General features: G+C 72.1%; 15 protein-coding genes and 1 pseudogene. 8 read left to right on the forward strand and 8 right to left on the reverse strand.

Translation table 11 applies throughout. The annotated features are described in order from the left end of the window. The first annotated feature begins 64 nt into the window (after positions 1–64). Together AB0O76_RS12975 and AB0O76_RS12980 are read left to right on the forward strand one after the other, a co-directional pair. Positions 65–988: an LLM class F420-dependent oxidoreductase gene (locus AB0O76_RS12975; RefSeq protein ID WP_365488880.1), complete on the forward strand. Its 924-nt coding sequence runs from the start codon at positions 65–67 to the stop codon at positions 986–988. A 301-nt stretch (positions 989–1,289) separates the two neighbouring features. Continuing rightward, positions 1,290–1,520, forward strand: a complete 231-nt coding sequence (locus tag AB0O76_RS12980) for a hypothetical protein (protein WP_365488883.1) — start codon at positions 1,290–1,292, stop codon at positions 1,518–1,520. A gap of 11 nt (positions 1,521–1,531) precedes the next feature. On the opposite strand, the gene AB0O76_RS12985 is transcribed toward AB0O76_RS12980, so the two are convergent. The 5 genes from AB0O76_RS12985 to fes all read right to left on the reverse strand — a co-directional run bounded on the left by AB0O76_RS12985 (position 1,532) and on the right by fes (position 5,853). Continuing rightward, on the reverse strand, positions 1,532–2,014 hold the full coding sequence (locus tag AB0O76_RS12985; RefSeq protein WP_365488964.1) for a DUF6099 family protein: 483 nt from the start codon (positions 2,012–2,014) through the stop codon (positions 1,532–1,534). A gap of 215 nt (positions 2,015–2,229) precedes the next feature. After that, the gene (locus AB0O76_RS12990) at positions 2,230–2,559 is read right to left on the reverse strand and encodes a nucleotide pyrophosphohydrolase (RefSeq protein ID WP_365488886.1); all 330 of its coding nucleotides are present in this window, start codon (positions 2,557–2,559) and stop codon (positions 2,230–2,232) included. Continuing rightward, positions 2,556–3,722, reverse strand: coding sequence for an ATP-binding protein (locus tag AB0O76_RS12995; protein WP_365488889.1), 1,167 nt, complete (start codon positions 3,720–3,722; stop codon positions 2,556–2,558). Before AB0O76_RS12995 ends, AB0O76_RS12990 begins: the two co-directional genes overlap by 4 nt. A gap of 161 nt (positions 3,723–3,883) precedes the next feature. Further along, positions 3,884–4,264 (reverse strand): cell division protein SepF, encoded by a 381-nt coding sequence (locus tag AB0O76_RS13000; protein ID WP_135331289.1) that lies wholly within the window; start codon positions 4,262–4,264, stop codon positions 3,884–3,886. Positions 4,265–4,431: 167 nt separating this feature from the next. After that, positions 4,432–5,853 (reverse strand): enterochelin esterase, encoded by a 1,422-nt coding sequence (gene fes, locus AB0O76_RS13005; RefSeq protein WP_365488893.1) that lies wholly within the window; start codon positions 5,851–5,853, stop codon positions 4,432–4,434. A gap of 225 nt (positions 5,854–6,078) precedes the next feature. Between fes and AB0O76_RS13010 the strand changes: the two genes are divergently transcribed. The 4 genes from AB0O76_RS13010 (at position 6,079) to AB0O76_RS13025 (ending at position 10,386) form a co-directional block, all read left to right on the forward strand. Beyond that, on the forward strand, positions 6,079–6,918 hold the full coding sequence (locus tag AB0O76_RS13010; RefSeq protein ID WP_365488895.1) for an arylamine N-acetyltransferase: 840 nt from the start codon (positions 6,079–6,081) through the stop codon (positions 6,916–6,918). A gap of 119 nt (positions 6,919–7,037) precedes the next feature. After that, entirely contained in the window at positions 7,038–7,439 is a 402-nt protein-coding gene (locus AB0O76_RS13015) for a helix-turn-helix transcriptional regulator (RefSeq protein WP_365488898.1), read from the forward strand. Between the two features lie 133 nt (positions 7,440–7,572). After that, on the forward strand, positions 7,573–8,382 hold the full coding sequence (modA, locus tag AB0O76_RS13020) for a molybdate ABC transporter substrate-binding protein (RefSeq protein ID WP_365488901.1): 810 nt from the start codon (positions 7,573–7,575) through the stop codon (positions 8,380–8,382). Between the two features lie 60 nt (positions 8,383–8,442). Further along, on the forward strand, positions 8,443–10,386 hold the full coding sequence (locus AB0O76_RS13025; protein WP_365488904.1) for an ABC transporter permease: 1,944 nt from the start codon (positions 8,443–8,445) through the stop codon (positions 10,384–10,386). Between the two features lie 52 nt (positions 10,387–10,438). On the opposite strand, the gene AB0O76_RS13030 is transcribed toward AB0O76_RS13025, so the two are convergent. Further along, a complete protein-coding gene (locus AB0O76_RS13030) occupies positions 10,439–11,443 on the reverse strand; it encodes an aminoglycoside phosphotransferase family protein (protein WP_365488907.1) in 1,005 nt (334 codons plus the stop codon). Between the two features lie 244 nt (positions 11,444–11,687). Here AB0O76_RS13030 and AB0O76_RS13035 point away from each other — a divergent pair, with 244 nt between their 5' ends. Together AB0O76_RS13035 and AB0O76_RS13040 are read left to right on the forward strand one after the other, a co-directional pair. Further along, the gene (locus AB0O76_RS13035) at positions 11,688–12,551 is read left to right on the forward strand and encodes an MEDS domain-containing protein (protein ID WP_365488910.1); all 864 of its coding nucleotides are present in this window, start codon (positions 11,688–11,690) and stop codon (positions 12,549–12,551) included. Positions 12,552–12,559: 8 nt separating this feature from the next. Beyond that, positions 12,560–13,054: an ATP-binding protein gene (locus AB0O76_RS13040; protein ID WP_365488913.1), complete on the forward strand. Its 495-nt coding sequence runs from the start codon at positions 12,560–12,562 to the stop codon at positions 13,052–13,054. Here AB0O76_RS13040 and AB0O76_RS13045 read toward each other — a convergent pair. Together AB0O76_RS13045 and cbiQ are read right to left on the reverse strand one after the other, a co-directional pair. Then, complete coding sequence (locus AB0O76_RS13045) at positions 13,029–13,898, reverse strand: ATP-binding cassette domain-containing protein (protein WP_365488916.1); 870 nt, start codon at positions 13,896–13,898, stop codon at positions 13,029–13,031. The two genes, AB0O76_RS13040 and AB0O76_RS13045, sit on opposite strands and share 26 nt — an antisense overlap. Beyond that, positions 13,895–14,587: pseudogene (cbiQ, locus tag AB0O76_RS13050) on the reverse strand (cobalt ECF transporter T component CbiQ); the annotation flags it as partial. The gene AB0O76_RS13045 and the pseudogene cbiQ, both read right to left, overlap by 4 nt. Positions 14,588–14,670: the final 83 nt, after the last annotated feature.

The raw sequence follows: 14,670 nt of genomic DNA on the forward strand, positions 1-14,670 counted from the left end.
CGGCGGCGGCAACACGAATGGTCCAAGACTGAAACCGGATCCCGTATCCGGGCAAGATGGCTTTATGGACCTTCGAATCTTCACCGAACCGCAGCAGGGTGCGACCTACGAGACGCTGCTCCGCGTCGCCAAGGCCACCGAAGACCTCGGCTACAGCGCCTTCTTCCGCTCCGACCACTATCTCGTCATGGGCTCCTCCGACGGTCTGCCCGGCCCCACGGACGCCTGGATCACCCTCGCCGGACTCGCCCGTGAGACCCGGCGGATCCGCCTTGGCACGCTGATGACCGCAGGCACCTTCCGGCTGCCCGGCGTCCTCGCGATCCAGGTCGCGCAGGTCGACCAGATGTCGGGCGGCCGCATCGAACTGGGCCTCGGCTCGGGGTGGTACGAGGCGGAGCACACCGCCTACGGAATCCCCTTCCCGAAGGAGAAGTTCGGGCGCCTGGAGGAGCAACTCGCCATTGTGACGGGCCTGTGGGAGACGCCGGTCGGCGACCGCTTCTCCTTCGACGGCACGTACTACCAACTCTCCGATTCCCCCGCCCTTCCCAAGCCCGCGCAGTCGAAGGTGCCCGTCCTCATCGGCGGCCACGGCGCCAAGCGGACGCCGGCCCTCGCGGCGCAGTACGCGACTGAGTTCAACATTCCCTTTGCCTCTCTTACCGATACCGAGCAGCAGTTCAAGCGGGTGCGCGCCGCCGCCGACGAGCACGGCCGCAAGGCCGACGACCTCACCTACTCCAACGCCCTGGTGGCCTGCGTCGGCAAGACGGACGCGGAGGTGAAGCGCCGCGCTGCCGCCATCGGCCGCGAGGTGGAGGACCTGAAGGCGAATGGGCTCGCCGGGTCGCCCGCGGAGGTCGTCGAGAAGATCTCCGCCTACCGCGCCGTCGGCTCGCAGCGCATGTATCTGCAGATGCTCGACCTCGACGACCTGGACCACCTGGAGCTGATCTCCTCGCAGGTCATGCCGCAGCTGGCCTGAGCGACCTGCCGCCACCTCACGGCGTATCCGGGCGGGCCTGAACCGCAGGACCGCACAGGCCCAGGCCCGCTCGAACGTCCGTCAACTCCACCGGTCCCGCCGGTCCTCCCCCGCCCCGGCCGGGTGAAAATCCGTCAACCCGGAATCCGCCGGGCGCCCTCCCCAGTGACCCGCCGCCGCACGTGATCGTTGGCTCGGGCGGAGCCGGACCGCCCGGCACCCGCACCGGCGGTCGCTGCCGGCGCGTCGCCCGCACCAACTGCCCTTCCGCACCGGAGGGGCGAGGGCCGAGGAGGCCGTCATGTCCCACGAAGCCGTACCCGAGCAGGAGGCCGCGCGCGAACCGTCCGTGCCCGAGCAACAGGGCGCACCCAAGGGCCTGTTGCAGCAGATGGAGGAGCTGATGGCAGCGCTCAACGCCGATCTGACCCAGCTCGACGCCGACCTCCAGCAGTCCACGTCGACCGGGACCATGCCCCCTGGGCCCCCTGGCGGCAACCCACCGGCCGGCGAAGACCACCGCTCCGTGTGACGCACCCCGGGTCATGACGACCCCGCCGCCGAGTCGGGCTCGGGCAGGCTCTGTTCGCGCACCGCGAGCCTGCGCAGCATCTCGAGCACCCGGTCCCTCGACTCGTCGGCGGCGTCGATGGCTTCCATGCACTGCCAGTACACCCCCTCGTCGTCCGCGCCCATGGCGACACCGACGAGGGCGATGCCCACCTCGCCGAGCAGCTCGTCGAGTCCGTGCAGAACCTGCTGGGCATCGCCGATACCCGTCAGCCGCGCCGCCCGTATCCCCTCGCTCCCGAGCGACGGTGCGTCCAGGACCCCGCAGCCCCTGCCGCCGACCTCACTCAGGCCGAGCGCCTCCCCCCGTAACTCCGGCGGCCCCGCGACCGCGAGCCGGCTGCCGATCGCCTGTGCCAGGGCCTGGGACTGCCACACCTCCGCCACGATGTCCGGCGGTTCCTGGCTCTGCGCCAGAGCGTGCCTGCTCGCCTCGATGAGCCGCATCGCCTCCATGCGCACCCCCATCCATCCCGCGCGCACTCGCCGCACGTCGCCCGAACTCCCTTATCCACTACCTAGAGTGACTTCCATCGGAACGAAAAGCCAGAGCATCTCGGAAATCTGTGGACAAGCTATCGACTGTGGACAGCGCGTCCACTCCGGAGAGTGACGGATCTAGAGACGTGGCTGTGGCGGATCCAGCGGCGTGACCGTGACGGATCCAGCGGCTAGGTGCCCTTCACGGGAAAGCGCCGCTCGTTCCGGTCGATCTTCGCGTCAAGGGCCGCCAGCGCGTCGATGCCCAACACCTCGCAGAACTGCAGCAGATAGGCGAGCACGTCGGCGACCTCGTCCGTCACCCGGTGTGCCGAATCCGGGTCGTCCATCACCCGCGCCGACTCGTCGGGCGTCAACCACTGGAAGATCTCGACCAGTTCGGACGCCTCGACGCTGAGCGCGGCGGCCAGGTTCTTGGGCGTATGGAAGGGCTGCCAGTGCCGCGCCGCCGCGAACTGGGCGAGCCTGCGCTGGAGTCCCGCTACATCAAGTTCTGTCACGGCTCCAGGTCTACCACCGAGGCGCCGCCCTCCTCGGCGGCCCACGACGCGTCGCTCACCGCCGCCACCAGGCGGATGTGCCCGCGCTCGCAGGTGCGCGCCGCGAGTTCGGCGAGCGCGCGGCGCTGCCGCTGGTCGAGACAGTGGTCGAAGCCGTCGGCGAGCACGGTGAGGGTCTGGTACGCCGACGGCACCTCGGCCACCGGGTCGACCTCCAGCACTCCGGGGCCGGTGAGCAGCACAAGGGCGAGGGCCAGATACCTCAACTCGCCGTCACCGAGCCGTCCGACGGGAGAGCGGAATCCGCCGCCCCGGTCGATGAGCGCGCGCACCGACCCGTCATCCGCCACCTCCGAGAGGACATCGGCAACCGGCCCCGCGCACCCGGCGCGCACCACCTCCACCAGCCGAGCGTGCCGGTTGCCGCACTCCTCACGCGTACGCAGGAGCACTTCGGCGAGGTTGTCGCAACTGCTCAACAGGCGCCCCGCGCCGACGAGTCCGGGCGGCACCGGCAACCGCATGAGGCGCGGCGCGGGCGCGCACGGGAAGACCGAACGCAGCGCGACCACCACCTGCTCGGCCGCCGCGAGCACCAGGCGCTGCCCGTCCGTCTTGCCCGCCACCCGCAGCGGAAGCAGCGCGGTGCCGAGCCGGTCGTCCGGCAGCGGGCCGCGGGTGACCGGCGAGAGGCCCGCCGTGTGCCAGGCCGCCTGCACCGCGCGCCGCCCCGGGTCGCGCAGCGCCGTCTCGAACAGGGTGAGCCCGCCACGGGTCAGCCGCTCGCCGACGACGCGCAGTTCGGGTTCGGCCTGTACGGCGAGGTCCAGCCGCACCGCTCCGACGGGCCCCTCCACCGTGCAGCCGATGCGGAAGCCCCGCCGCCGCTGGCCGTCGGCCCGGGCCCGGTCGGGCACACAGGCCACCGGATCGGCGAAGACTTCGGTGAGTTCGTCCCCCGCGGCGAGCCGGGCGAGGGCCTCGTACGCAGCGAGCGCCGTCGACTTCCCGCTGCCGCTCGGCCCGGCCACGAACGTCAGCGGGCCGAGCGGCAGCACGGCGCCGCGGTGCGCGGCGAAGGCGGAGAGCCGGAGTTCGGTGACGCAGCTCCGGTCCGGGCCCGACGGTGGCCCGGCGGCCGCCCCCGGGTGGTGCACAGTCATGTCCGGACGGTAGGCGGCGGTGGGCCCGCCGAACCGTTCCGCCCTGGTGACCTTCCTACTAATGAGGGATTACCGCCGGAGCGGCCTCCCCCGCGGACCGGAGCGGCTATGCGCCCGGCCTATGCCTCGCAAACACGCCGTACGACTATGCCTGGAGACGCCTACGACTGGGCCGCCGCGACGAGCCCCTGCACCTCGGTGCCGGGCGGTGCGAGCAGGAAGACGTTCTTGTCGACCCGGTGCATCCCGCAGCCGAGGCCGAGGACCACGCCGCTGCTGAAGTCCAGGACGCGCTTGGCGACTTCCGTCTCGGCACCGGTGAGGTCGAGCAGGACCGGGATCTGGGCCATCACCGTCTCGGCGACCTCGCGGGCGTCCGCGAAGACATTGACCCGCATGACGACGAAGCGCCTTCGCGCCTCGGTCTCCGCGTCGGGCAGCGCGCGGTGACCGGGCCAGGAAGGCCATTCGTTGCGGCTGCGCAGCGGTACGACCTGGGCGAGCCCTTCCCACTGTTCGTCGGTGACGTCGTGGCTGTTCAACGCCCCACCCCGTCCTGACTCGCCTTCGGTATCTGCACCGGCCAATTCTTACGCGACCTCACCCGTTCAGCCCAACAGCGACACGGGCGGCTCAAGTCTGGCAGGGCTCCAGTGGCGGCGTCGAGAACGGTGCGCGCGGCCTGGGCGGCGGCTCGGCGGACGGCAGTTCAGCGGGCCAGCAAGGACGCCAGGCCGTCGGCGAGGCAGCCGCGCCAACAGGCGTGATCATGACCGCCGTTGTACGCGTTCCAGGTCACCGGGTAGCCACGGGAACGCAGTGCCTCGTACAGCCCACGGGTGTGGTCGACCAGGGTGTCCTCGTGCAGTCCGACGTCGATGTGCACGGTGATGGCGCGCCGTTCGGCGGCGTCGAAGCGTGAGATGAGCCACGGATTCTGCGCCGGCGGCACCTCGGGAACGCCCGGCGGAAGTCCGGGGCGCCACCACAGCGACGGGGACTGGGCCAGGACGTTGCCGAACCGCTCCGGGCGCAGGAACCCCGCGTACAGAGAAGTCAGTCCACCCAGGCTCTGGCCCGCGACGACGGTGCGCGCGGGGTCGGTGGTCAGCGGCCAGCGACCCGCGGCCCAGGGCAGCAGCTCGTCGGCGAGGAAGCCCACGTAGCCGTCGCGGGCGCCGAGTTCCCGCTGCCGCGTGGCGTTGTCGACGGCGTCCGGAGCGAGGACGGCGAGCGGCGGCAGGGCGCCGTCGACGACGAGGGCGTCCAGCGTGTCCTGGAAGCCGAGCCGCCCGAACCACATGTCGCCGTCGCACAGCACGAGTACCGGCAGATCGGCCGGCAGATCGCCCGGCAGATCGGCCGTGTCGGCGCCCGGCGACAGATACACCCATACGTCGCGCTCGGCACCGAGCACACCCGCGGGCAGCCGGTGCCGCTCGACCCTCCCCCGGGCCGCCTTGGCGCGCGGCTCGGCCCACGGCTGCGCGGGGGCCTGCGGGAGCGCGAAGACGGAGCTGTCGCGGGCGAGCCAACGCCCGGGCATCCGGCTGGAGTTGAGCGGATCGGGAGCGGCGTACGCGGACAGGGAGCGCAGCCGCTCCTGGAGGAGCGCGGCGGAGGCGGGCGGCCGACCGGGCGAGATGTCGGCGGCCATGCGGTACGAGCCACGGTGATCGGCGCGCAGCCGGTAGCCGACGTACCAGATGTCTGTGCCCGGCAGCAGGCTGAGGCGGGAGGCGGCGAGGTCGGCCGGGTCCCCGATGCGGTTGGCGAGCAGCAGTACCTGCCGGGTGACGCGGTGGCCGCGCCACAGGAACGTCACCGCGCGGTGCTCCGGGTCGCCGTCGACGGCCTCGACCAGGGGCGTGCCGCGGCGCCCGGCCTCCGCCCAGAACTCATCGAGCAGGGCGGCGCGTTCAGCGCTGAAGCCGCCGGATCCGCCGAAGCCGCCCGAGCCGCCCGAGCCGTCAAAGCCCTCGGCCCCATCGAGACCCCCGGAGGAGTCCGCGAGCCCCGCAAGCCGCGCGGCGATTCGCTCGATACAGGGCGTCGGCCCCACGATCCGGCGGGGCGTCACATCCGCCGTGAGCACGCCCGTGTCCGCGCTCGCCCCGGCATCCGTGCTCATCCGCACACGAAGAGGACCCGCATCGTTCCCCGCCTTCCTGGCCCGCCGCACCACACCATCATCACAACATCAACTTAGCTAAGCCTAACCTTATCTCAACGGGCGGAGGGCAGTGGGGACGCCTCGTCGAGTCGGCAAGTCGTCGAGTTCGTAAGTCGGCAAGTCGGCTGCTGGGCAAGGCACTCGACGGACACGGGCATCATGCGAACCGGCAGACTGAGGCCCATGGATTTTCTTCAGACGGACGCCTACCTGCGTCGCATCGACGCCGAGCGCCCGGCCGCGCCGACCACGCGGGCCCTGCACGATCTGCACCTCGCGCATCTGCGGGCCGTCCCCTTCGAGAACCTCTCCATCCATCTCGGCGAGGACATCGAACTCACCGACGATGCCCTCGTCGCGAAGATCGTGGACCGGCACCGGGGCGGGTTCTGCTACGAACTCAACGGCGCCTTCGCGGCGCTGCTCACCGCCCTCGGCTTCGAGGTGACGCGGTTGCAGGCCCGGGTGTACGAGCCGTCGGGGCGCCCCGGGATCCCCTACGACCACATGGCCCTGCGCGTACGCACCAGCGACGGGGGCGACTGGCTCGCCGACGTCGGCTTCGGCACCCACAGCCACTTCCCGCTGGCTTTCGGCGAGCGCGGCGACCAGTCGGATCCCGGCGGCACCTTCCGCGTCGAGGAGACCGAGGGGAGCGAGGAGAGCGAGGGGAGCGAGGAGAGCGGGAAGACCGCCGAGGGCGATCTGGACGTCCTGCGCGACGGCAAGCCGCAGTACGTCCTCGAACGCCGCCCGCGCGCCCTGGCCGACTTCACGATCGGCGCCTGGTGGCACCGCACCTCGCCGCTGTCCCACTTCACCCGGTCGCTGGTCTGCTCGCTGCTCACCGAGACGGGGCGGATCACCCTCAGCGGCCGCACCCTCACCACCACGGTGGCCGGTGAGCGCGAGATCGCAGAGCTGGCCACGGACGCCGATGTGCTCGCCGCGTACGCGACGCATTTCGGGATCATGCTGGAGCGGGTCCCCGAGGTGAAGAAGCCGGTGCCCAAGGCCGACTGAGAGGGCGCCGACCAGGCGAGGCGGCCTCTCGGGCCTTCCTCCAAGGAGAGTGGCATCTGCCATGGAGATTCGCCCAGATGTGTTGTAAATGCCAGGTGAGGTTGCCTATCGTGTCGCGTATGCAGTCCTACACCATCGGGCAGGCGGCCCGTCTGCTCGGCGTCAGCCCCGACACCGCACGTCGCTGGGCGGACGCCGGACGGGTCGCGACCCACCGGGAGGAGGGCGGCCGTCGGCTCATCGACGGGCGCGATCTCGCCGCCTTCTCCGTGGAGGTCGGTCAGGGGCAGGCGGGCGGTGACGAGGACGACGTCTCGTACACCTCGGCCCGCAACGCTTTCCCCGGCATCGTCACCGCCGTCAAGCTCGGCGACGTCGCGGCCCAGGTCGAGATCCAGGCGGGCCCGCACCGGCTCGTCTCCCTCCTGACCAGGGAGGCCGTCGAAGAGCTCGGCCTGGAGGTCGGCATGCAGGCCACCGCCCGCGTGAAGTCCACCAGCGTGCACATCGACCGCACCTGATCTCCGCTCCCCGGGGCCACGGCCCCGGGACCCACCTTGCGGCGTCGCCCCTCCCCGAGCTCGACTCCCGACGCGGCCCACCACCATCCGCCCGGACGGCACCGCCGACCGCGTCCCCAAGGAGCACCCCGCCATGTCCATCGCCCTCACCCCCGCCGTGCGGCGCACGGCCGCCGCAGTGCTGACGGCCGCCCTGCTCGTCCCGCTCTCCGCCTGCGGCAGCGACGACAAGACGGACGGCAGTGAGAACGCGGGCGCCGCGAAGGACGCCGCCCCGAAGGCCGAGTTGACCGTCCTCGCTGCCTCCTCGCTCACCGATGTGTTCGAGACCGCGGGCGCCGCGTACGAGAAGAAGAACCCGGGCACGAAGGTGAACTTCTCCTTCGCCGGATCGCAGGAGCTCGCCGCGCAGGTCAACCAGGGCGCCCCGGCCGACGCCCTGGTCACCGCCGACACCAAGACCATGGACGGCCTGACGTCGGACACCGGCAAGCCGACCGTCATCGCCAAGAACCGCCTGGTCATCGCGGTCGGCGAGGGCAACCCGAAGAAGGTCGCCGCCCTGAAGGACCTCTCGGACTCCGGCCTGAAGGTCGTCCTCGCCGCGTCCGAGGTCCCGGTCGGCCGCTACAGCAAGCAGATCCTGGACGCCCAGGACGTCGACGTGAAGCCGGTCTCCGAGGAGCCCAACGTCCGCGCGGTCCTGAGCAAGGTTGAGCTCGGCGAGGCCGACGCCGGTCTCGTCTACAAGACCGACGCCGCCACCTCCACCAAGAAGACCGACGCGGTGAAGATCCCCGACGCGCAGAACGCGATCGCCGAGTACCCCGCCGCCACACTGAAGACGTCGCAGCACGGCGAGGCCGCCGCGGCCTTCGTGAAGTGGCTCTCGACGCCCGAGGCGCAGAAGATCCTTCAGGACGCGGGCTTCGAGAAGCCGTAGCCGCCCGTCGCACCACTGCACCACTGCACCACTGCACCGAGGGAGCACCAGGGACCACCGATGAAACGCCTCCGCGCCCGCGCCCCTGGCCCTCGCACCCCCGTCGCCCTGGCCGTCCCCGCACTGCTCGCCGTCGCGTTCCTGATGCTGCCGCTGCTCGGGATCCTCACCCGTACGGAGTGGGGAGACCTCGGGGCGCATCTGAGCAGTGACGGGACGACCCAGGCGCTGCAACTCTCCCTCGTCGTCTCGTTCTGGGCGCTCGGGCTCTCGCTGCTGCTCGGTGTGCCGCTGGCCTGGCTGCTCGCCCGGGTCGACTTCCCCGGCAAGGCGATCGTCCGTTCCCTGGTCCTGCTCCCCATGGTGCTTCCGCCCACCGTCGGCGGCGTCGCGCTGCTGCTCGCCTTCGGGCGGCGCGGGCTGCTCGGACCGTGGCTCGAGGACGCGTTCGGGATCACGCTGCCGTTCCACACCTCCGGCGCGGTGATCGCGGCGACGTTCGTCTCCATGCCGTTCCTCGTCATCAGCCTGGAGGGTGCGCTCGGCGGACTTCGCCCGCGTTACGAGGAGACCGCGGCGTCCCTGGGGGCCTCTCCGGTACGGGTGTTCCGCACCGTCACGCTGCCGATGGTCGCCCCCGGGCTCATCGCCGGGGCGGCGCTGACCTGGGCGCGGGCCCTGGGCGAGTTCGGCGCCACCATCACCTTCGCCGGGAACCTGCCGGGCACCACGCAGACGCTGCCCCTCCAGGTGTATCTGCTGCTCCAGGACTCCCCCGAGGCCGCGACGTCCGTGTCGCTCCTTCTGCTCGCCATCGCCATGGCCGTACTGATCGCGCTGCGCGGCCGGTGGACGGGGCTGCCGGGTGACCGCGCACGGCAGCCGAAGCCGGTGCCGGACGACACGGCTGCGGGCGCGCCCGGGTACCCGGCGGACGAGGTGCCTTCCGAGGCCGGGGCCACCCCTGAGCTCTGGTCCCTGCGGGCCGATGTCACCGGCTTCAACCGGCTGACGCTGGACGCCGAACCCGGCACCACCATCGCCGTGGTGGGCCCCAACGGCGCAGGCAAGACCACCCTGCTGCGCGCACTCCTCGGCCTCACACCGCGCGCCCACGCCGAACTCCGCCTCGGCGGCACCGACGTCACCGACCTGCCGCCGCACCGCCGCCACGTCGCCTGGGTCCCGCAGGACGGCGCCCTGTTCCCGCATCTGAACGCCCTCGCCAACACGGCGTACGGTCTGCGCGCCCACGGCGTCCCGCGCGCCGAGGCCCGGCGCACCGCGCAGGAGTGGCTCGACCGGCTCGGCGTCGGCCACCTCGCGCACCGCAAACCGGCGCAGGTCTCCGGCGGGCAGGCCCAACGCATCGCGCTGGCAAGGGCGTTGGCCGCGCGACCCCGGCTGCTGCTGCTCGACGAGCCGCTCGCCGCGCTCGACCAGACGACCCGGGCGCAGGTGCGGCACACGCTGCGTACGCATCTGGAGACCTTTGGCGGCGTCTGCCTGATCGTCACGCACGACCCCGTCGAGGCGGTGTCCCTCGCCGACCGGGTCCTTGTCCTCGACGAGGGCCGTGCCGTCCAGGACGCACCGCCCGCGGAGGTCACCAGGCATCCACGCTCCACCTGGGTGGCCCGCATGCTGGGCCGCAACGCCTGGCCCGGCACGGCCTCCCCCGACGGCCTCGCACTGCCCGGCGGCGGCACCCTCGTGGTCGCCGATCCGCTCCCCGAGGGCGCCGACGCACTGGCGATCATCGCGCCGGAGGCGGTCTCGGTGCACCGGGACAGGCCGACCGGCAGTCCGCGCAACGTCTGGCCCGGCACCGTCCGCGAGATCACCACGAGCGGCAGCAGGCTGCGCCTCCTGATCACCTCGCCCCAGGCGCCCGACCTCGTCGCGGAGATCACCCCGCAGGCGGCCGCCGAGCTGGGCCTGACGGACGGCACGTCGGTGTGGACCAGCGTCAAGGCGACGGAGGCCACGGTCGTGACGCTGTGACAGCCACAGCCAAAGCCGCAGCCACATCCACAGCCACAGCCACAGCCGCGGCCTAGGACAGGCGCGACCCGCGGGCGACCCCGAAGCGGTCGTGATCGGCGAGGACCGCTTCGATCACGCGCCTGCACACGGCGGCCTGTACGGGATCGGTGTCGATGCACTCGGTCAGCGTCAGCAGGGTCTTCCACAGCGACCAGCCGCGCGCCCGCGCCCAGGTGTCGTCGTCCTGGCCGACCGCCTGCCGGAAGGCCTCCCGGCTTTCGCCCGAGAACATCCCCCACGCGATGACCAGGTCGCAGGCCGGGTCGCCGACCCCCGATGTGCCGAAGTCGATGACGGCGGTCAGCCGGCCGTCGGCGACCAGGAGGTTGCCCGACGCGATGTCGCCGTGGAACCACACGGGCGCCCCGCGCCACTCCGCGGCGAGGGCCGCGTCCCAGACGGCGGTGGCCCGGCCGATGTCCACGCCGCCGGTGTCCACGCCGCCGGTGTCCACGCCGCCGGTTTCCACGCCGCCGGTGCCGGCTCCGCGCTCGGCCCGGCGTTCGAGGGCGGCCAGGCAGCGGCGCGTCTCGTCGTCGTAGTGCGCCGGTGACGCGCCCCGCCACCAGCTGTGCGCACCGGCGGCCGGACCGCCGGTGGCGTCGCAGCTCTGCAGGGCGACGATGAACTCGGCCACCGAGACGGCGAAGCGCGCCATGTCGTCGATGCGGTCGTGCGCGGCTGTCTCGCCGTCCAGCCAGCCGCGGACGGACCACGGGAAGGCGTAACCCTCGCCCGGTTCGCCCTGGGCCAGGATCGGCGGAACGGCCACCGGCAGGCCCGGCGCGAGGCGCGGCAGCCAGTGGTTCTCCTTGGCGACCGCGGGGGCGTAGCCGGCGGCGGTGGGCAGCCGGGCCGTCATGGCGTCGCCGAGGCGGTAGGTGCGGTTGTCCCAGCCGTCGACCTCGACCGGCCGCACGGGCAGTTCGCTCCACTGCGGAAACTGGGCGGCGATCAGGCGCTTCACCAGGGCGGCGTCGATTCCGGCGCGGCCGTCGGGGGGATTCGGGGCCATGGGCCGATCATCGCCTCGGCCGATCGTGCGCCGCAACGCGATTTCGATCTGCGGGAACGTCCTGCGGGAGTCCTGCGGGAACGTCCTTACTCCGAGGGCAAGTTGGCAGAACCCGTGCACGCCGGGCGCCCTTAATGATCACGCGTACTGATCATGCGGACCGACCCGAACCCGACGGGAACGACTTCGGACAACTGCGATCAGCACGGGCACGGCCCCGTCACCGCCCCTAGGGTCTGCCCTCATGGACGCCAGCTCCGCGACCCGGACGGTCTCCGTCACCCGTATGAACGCCGGGGACCACGCCTGCCTGGGGTTCGACGACGACGAAGACCGCTGGGAGCTCCGCGCCGCCTACACCGACATCGGCCTCTCACGGGGCGAGCAGGTCATGCTCTTCACCGACCCGGCGACCACCCCGGCCGTCGCGGCGGAGCAGTTACGCATCCGCGGCTTCTCCTTCGAATCGGCCTTCTGCGAGGGCCAGTTGGTCGTGATCAACGAAGTGCCGGGTTACGACCCGGACAGCGGCTTCGACGCGGTCGAGCGGGCCCGTACCTGGGTGGAGCTGACCGAACAGGCCCGGCACAAGGGCTTCTCGGGGCTCCGGGTGGTCGGCGACATGGGCTGGGCCGCCGAACCGGGCGTCGACCACGACCTGTTGGTCGCCTACGAGACCGATCTCTCTCCGCTCTTCGCCGAGATCGGCTTCACGGCCATCTGCGAGTACGACCGGCGCAGGTTCGACGACGACCTCCTGGACCGCATCCGCCGGGCCCACCCCAAGAAGGTCCTGCACCGGCTCGGCGCCCTGGAAGTCACCCGCACCCACGGCGAGTTGCGGATCGCCGGCGATGCCGACCTCTGCACGCGCGAGGAGTTCGCCACGGCCCTCACCCACGCCCTCACCGCCCCCGGCCGACCGGGGGCGCTCGATCTCTCCGAGCTCTGCTTCATCGACGTACACAGCGCCGCTCTGCTGGTACGGCTCGCGCGCGGACTCCCCCGCGACCAGCGGATCACGGTCCGCGTCCGACCCGCGCAGAGCAAGGTGATACGGCTCTGCCGAGCCGCCGAAGTCCCTCAACTCGTCCTGGCTGAAGGGTGATCCGCGCAGTGATCCTCAACCGCGGCATCGACAGCGACGGCAACGGGGGCGACCGCGGCCCCCGGACGAACCCCCGTGACCCCGCTCAGGACCGACCGCCGCCGCTGGAACTCCCCTTCACCATCGGCGACTTGGCGCGGCTGCGCCATCAGGTGACCCGCAGGGCCGAGAACGCGGGCCTCTGCGACCCCCGGCTCGGCGACTTCGTGCTCGCCGTGCACGAAGTCGCGAGCAACGCGATCGTGCACGGCGGCGGCAAGGGCCATGTCCACCTCGACCACACGGACGACGGCCTGCGCTGCGTCATCACCGACAACGGCCCGGGACTCGCCCGTCCGCTGGACGGCACCGGCATCGACACCGGCACCGGCACGAACTCCTGCATGGACGACGAGGCCGAGAACGGCCGCGGCCTGTGGCTCGCCGAGGCCCTGGCCGACCGCCTCGACATCACGGTCGGCGACACCGGCACCACCGTCACACTGGTGGCGCTGCTGCCCTGATCGCCAACTCCTCAGGGGTGCGCGGCCCGTCGTCGGCCTCGGCAAGCAGCCCGTGCGCGTGCAGCAGATCGCGCACGGCGATCCCCCACGGCAGGTGGAGGCCCGCCTGGGACAGCAGGTCGCGCCGGGCCAGCGACTGCGCCACGGGCCCGGTGCGCACCCCCGAGGGGGTGAGCAGCGCCGCGTCGTCCGCCCAGCGCAGCGCCAGGTCCACGTCGTGGGTGGCCATGACGACGGTCGTCCCCGCGTCCCGCAGGCGTTGCAGGGTGGCGAGGAGGCGTTCCTGCCCGTCGGGGTCGAGCCCCGCGGTCGGCTCGTCGAGGATCAGTACGCGCGGGCGCATCGCCACCGCACCGGCGATGGCGGTCCGCTTGCGCTGGCCGTAGGAGAGCAGATGGGTGGGGCGGTCGGCCAGGGCGTCGATGTCCAGTGCGTCGAGCGCCTCGGCGACCCGTGCGCGGACCTCCGTGTCGGGCAGGCCCAGGTTCAACGGGCCGAAGGACACGTCCTGTTCGACCGAGGCGGCGAACAGCTGGTCGTCCGGGTCCTGGACGACCAGCTGAACGGTCGTACGCAGCCCGGTCAACCCCTTGCGGTCGTACGTCACTCGACTTCCGTCGACGGTCAACTCGCCCGAATCCGGGCGCAGTCCACCACTGAGCAGCCGCATCAGTGTGGTCTTGCCACTGCCGTTGCGTCCAAGGAGCGCCAGTGCACGCCCCTCGACGATGTCGAAGTCCAGGCCGTCGAGCACGGTGGGCCCGTCCTCGTACGCGTACGAAGCCGCGCGCAGAGCCACCAGGGAATCGCCCGGCGGTGCGGGAGGAGCGCTCGGCTCGCTCATGGAAGAAGCCTTTCGAGTACGAGGGTGAGGGCCACCAGGGCCACGAGAAGTGCCGCGCTCGCGGTCACGAAGGGCCGGGAGACCCGGGCCTCGGGCACAAGGACCCGCAGCGTCCCGTCGTAGCCCCGTCCGGCGAGGCCCGCCTGCAGCCGGCTCGCCCGGTCGAAGGCCCGCACGAACGCGGTGGCGCCGAGCCCGGCGAGCGACCGCCAGGTGGCGGCCCGGGTGGTGTGCCCGAGCCGTGCGGCCTGCGCCTGCCGGATCCGGGTCATGGAGTCCAGGAGCAGAAAGCTCATCCGGTACGTGACGAGCGCCACGTCCACGACCGGCGCCGGCACGCCTGCCTTGACCAGGCGGGGCAGCAAGTCCGACATCGGCGTGGTGAAGGCGAAGAGCAGTACGCCGAGCGAGGCCGCCGAGGTGCGCAGGAGCAGACCGCCCGCGCGCGCCGGGCCGCCGTCGGCGAGCGTGACGAACCCTCCCGGGCCGCCGATCTGGATGAGCAGGGTCAGGGCTCCGGTGACGCAGAAGCCGAGCGGTACGCGGTAGGCGCGCCACAGCTTGCGGGGTGGCACGCCCGCCGGGCCGAGCAGCACGGCGAGCGCGGCGACCAGGACAAGGGCGGCGCCCGGCCAGGGCGGCAGGGAGACCGCGAGGGCGGTGAGACCGAGCCCGAGCACGGCCTTGTCCTGGTCGCCGCGCTCGCCGTGCTTACTACCTCTCGGTCCATCTCAACCCGCAGGTCGCCGGGCAGTTCGGCAAGGACCCGCTG

The organism is Streptomyces sp. NPDC086554 (assembly GCF_040686095.1).
Taxonomy (GTDB): domain Bacteria; phylum Actinomycetota; class Actinomycetes; order Streptomycetales; family Streptomycetaceae; genus Streptomyces.

Coding starts and splice junctions, on each gene's coding strand:
- modA (WP_365488901.1), top strand. CDS start 7,573: ATGTCCATCGCCCTCACCCCCGCCGTGCGGCGCACGGCCGCCGCAGTG.
- AB0O76_RS13045 (WP_365488916.1), bottom strand. CDS start 13,898: ATGAGCGAGCCGAGCGCTCCTCCCGCACCGCCGGGCGATTCCCTGGTG.
- AB0O76_RS12985 (WP_365488964.1), bottom strand. CDS start 2,014: ATGGAGGCGATGCGGCTCATCGAGGCGAGCAGGCACGCTCTGGCGCAG.
- AB0O76_RS13030 (WP_365488907.1), bottom strand. CDS start 11,443: ATGGCCCCGAATCCCCCCGACGGCCGCGCCGGAATCGACGCCGCCCTG.
- AB0O76_RS13035 (WP_365488910.1), top strand. CDS start 11,688: ATGGACGCCAGCTCCGCGACCCGGACGGTCTCCGTCACCCGTATGAAC.
- AB0O76_RS12980 (WP_365488883.1), top strand. CDS start 1,290: ATGTCCCACGAAGCCGTACCCGAGCAGGAGGCCGCGCGCGAACCGTCC.
- AB0O76_RS12995 (WP_365488889.1), bottom strand. CDS start 3,722: ATGACTGTGCACCACCCGGGGGCGGCCGCCGGGCCACCGTCGGGCCCG.
- AB0O76_RS12975 (WP_365488880.1), top strand. CDS start 65: ATGGACCTTCGAATCTTCACCGAACCGCAGCAGGGTGCGACCTACGAG.
- fes (WP_365488893.1), bottom strand. CDS start 5,853: ATGAGCACGGATGCCGGGGCGAGCGCGGACACGGGCGTGCTCACGGCG.
- AB0O76_RS13010 (WP_365488895.1), top strand. CDS start 6,079: ATGGATTTTCTTCAGACGGACGCCTACCTGCGTCGCATCGACGCCGAG.
- AB0O76_RS13015 (WP_365488898.1), top strand. CDS start 7,038: ATGCAGTCCTACACCATCGGGCAGGCGGCCCGTCTGCTCGGCGTCAGC.
- AB0O76_RS13025 (WP_365488904.1), top strand. CDS start 8,443: ATGAAACGCCTCCGCGCCCGCGCCCCTGGCCCTCGCACCCCCGTCGCC.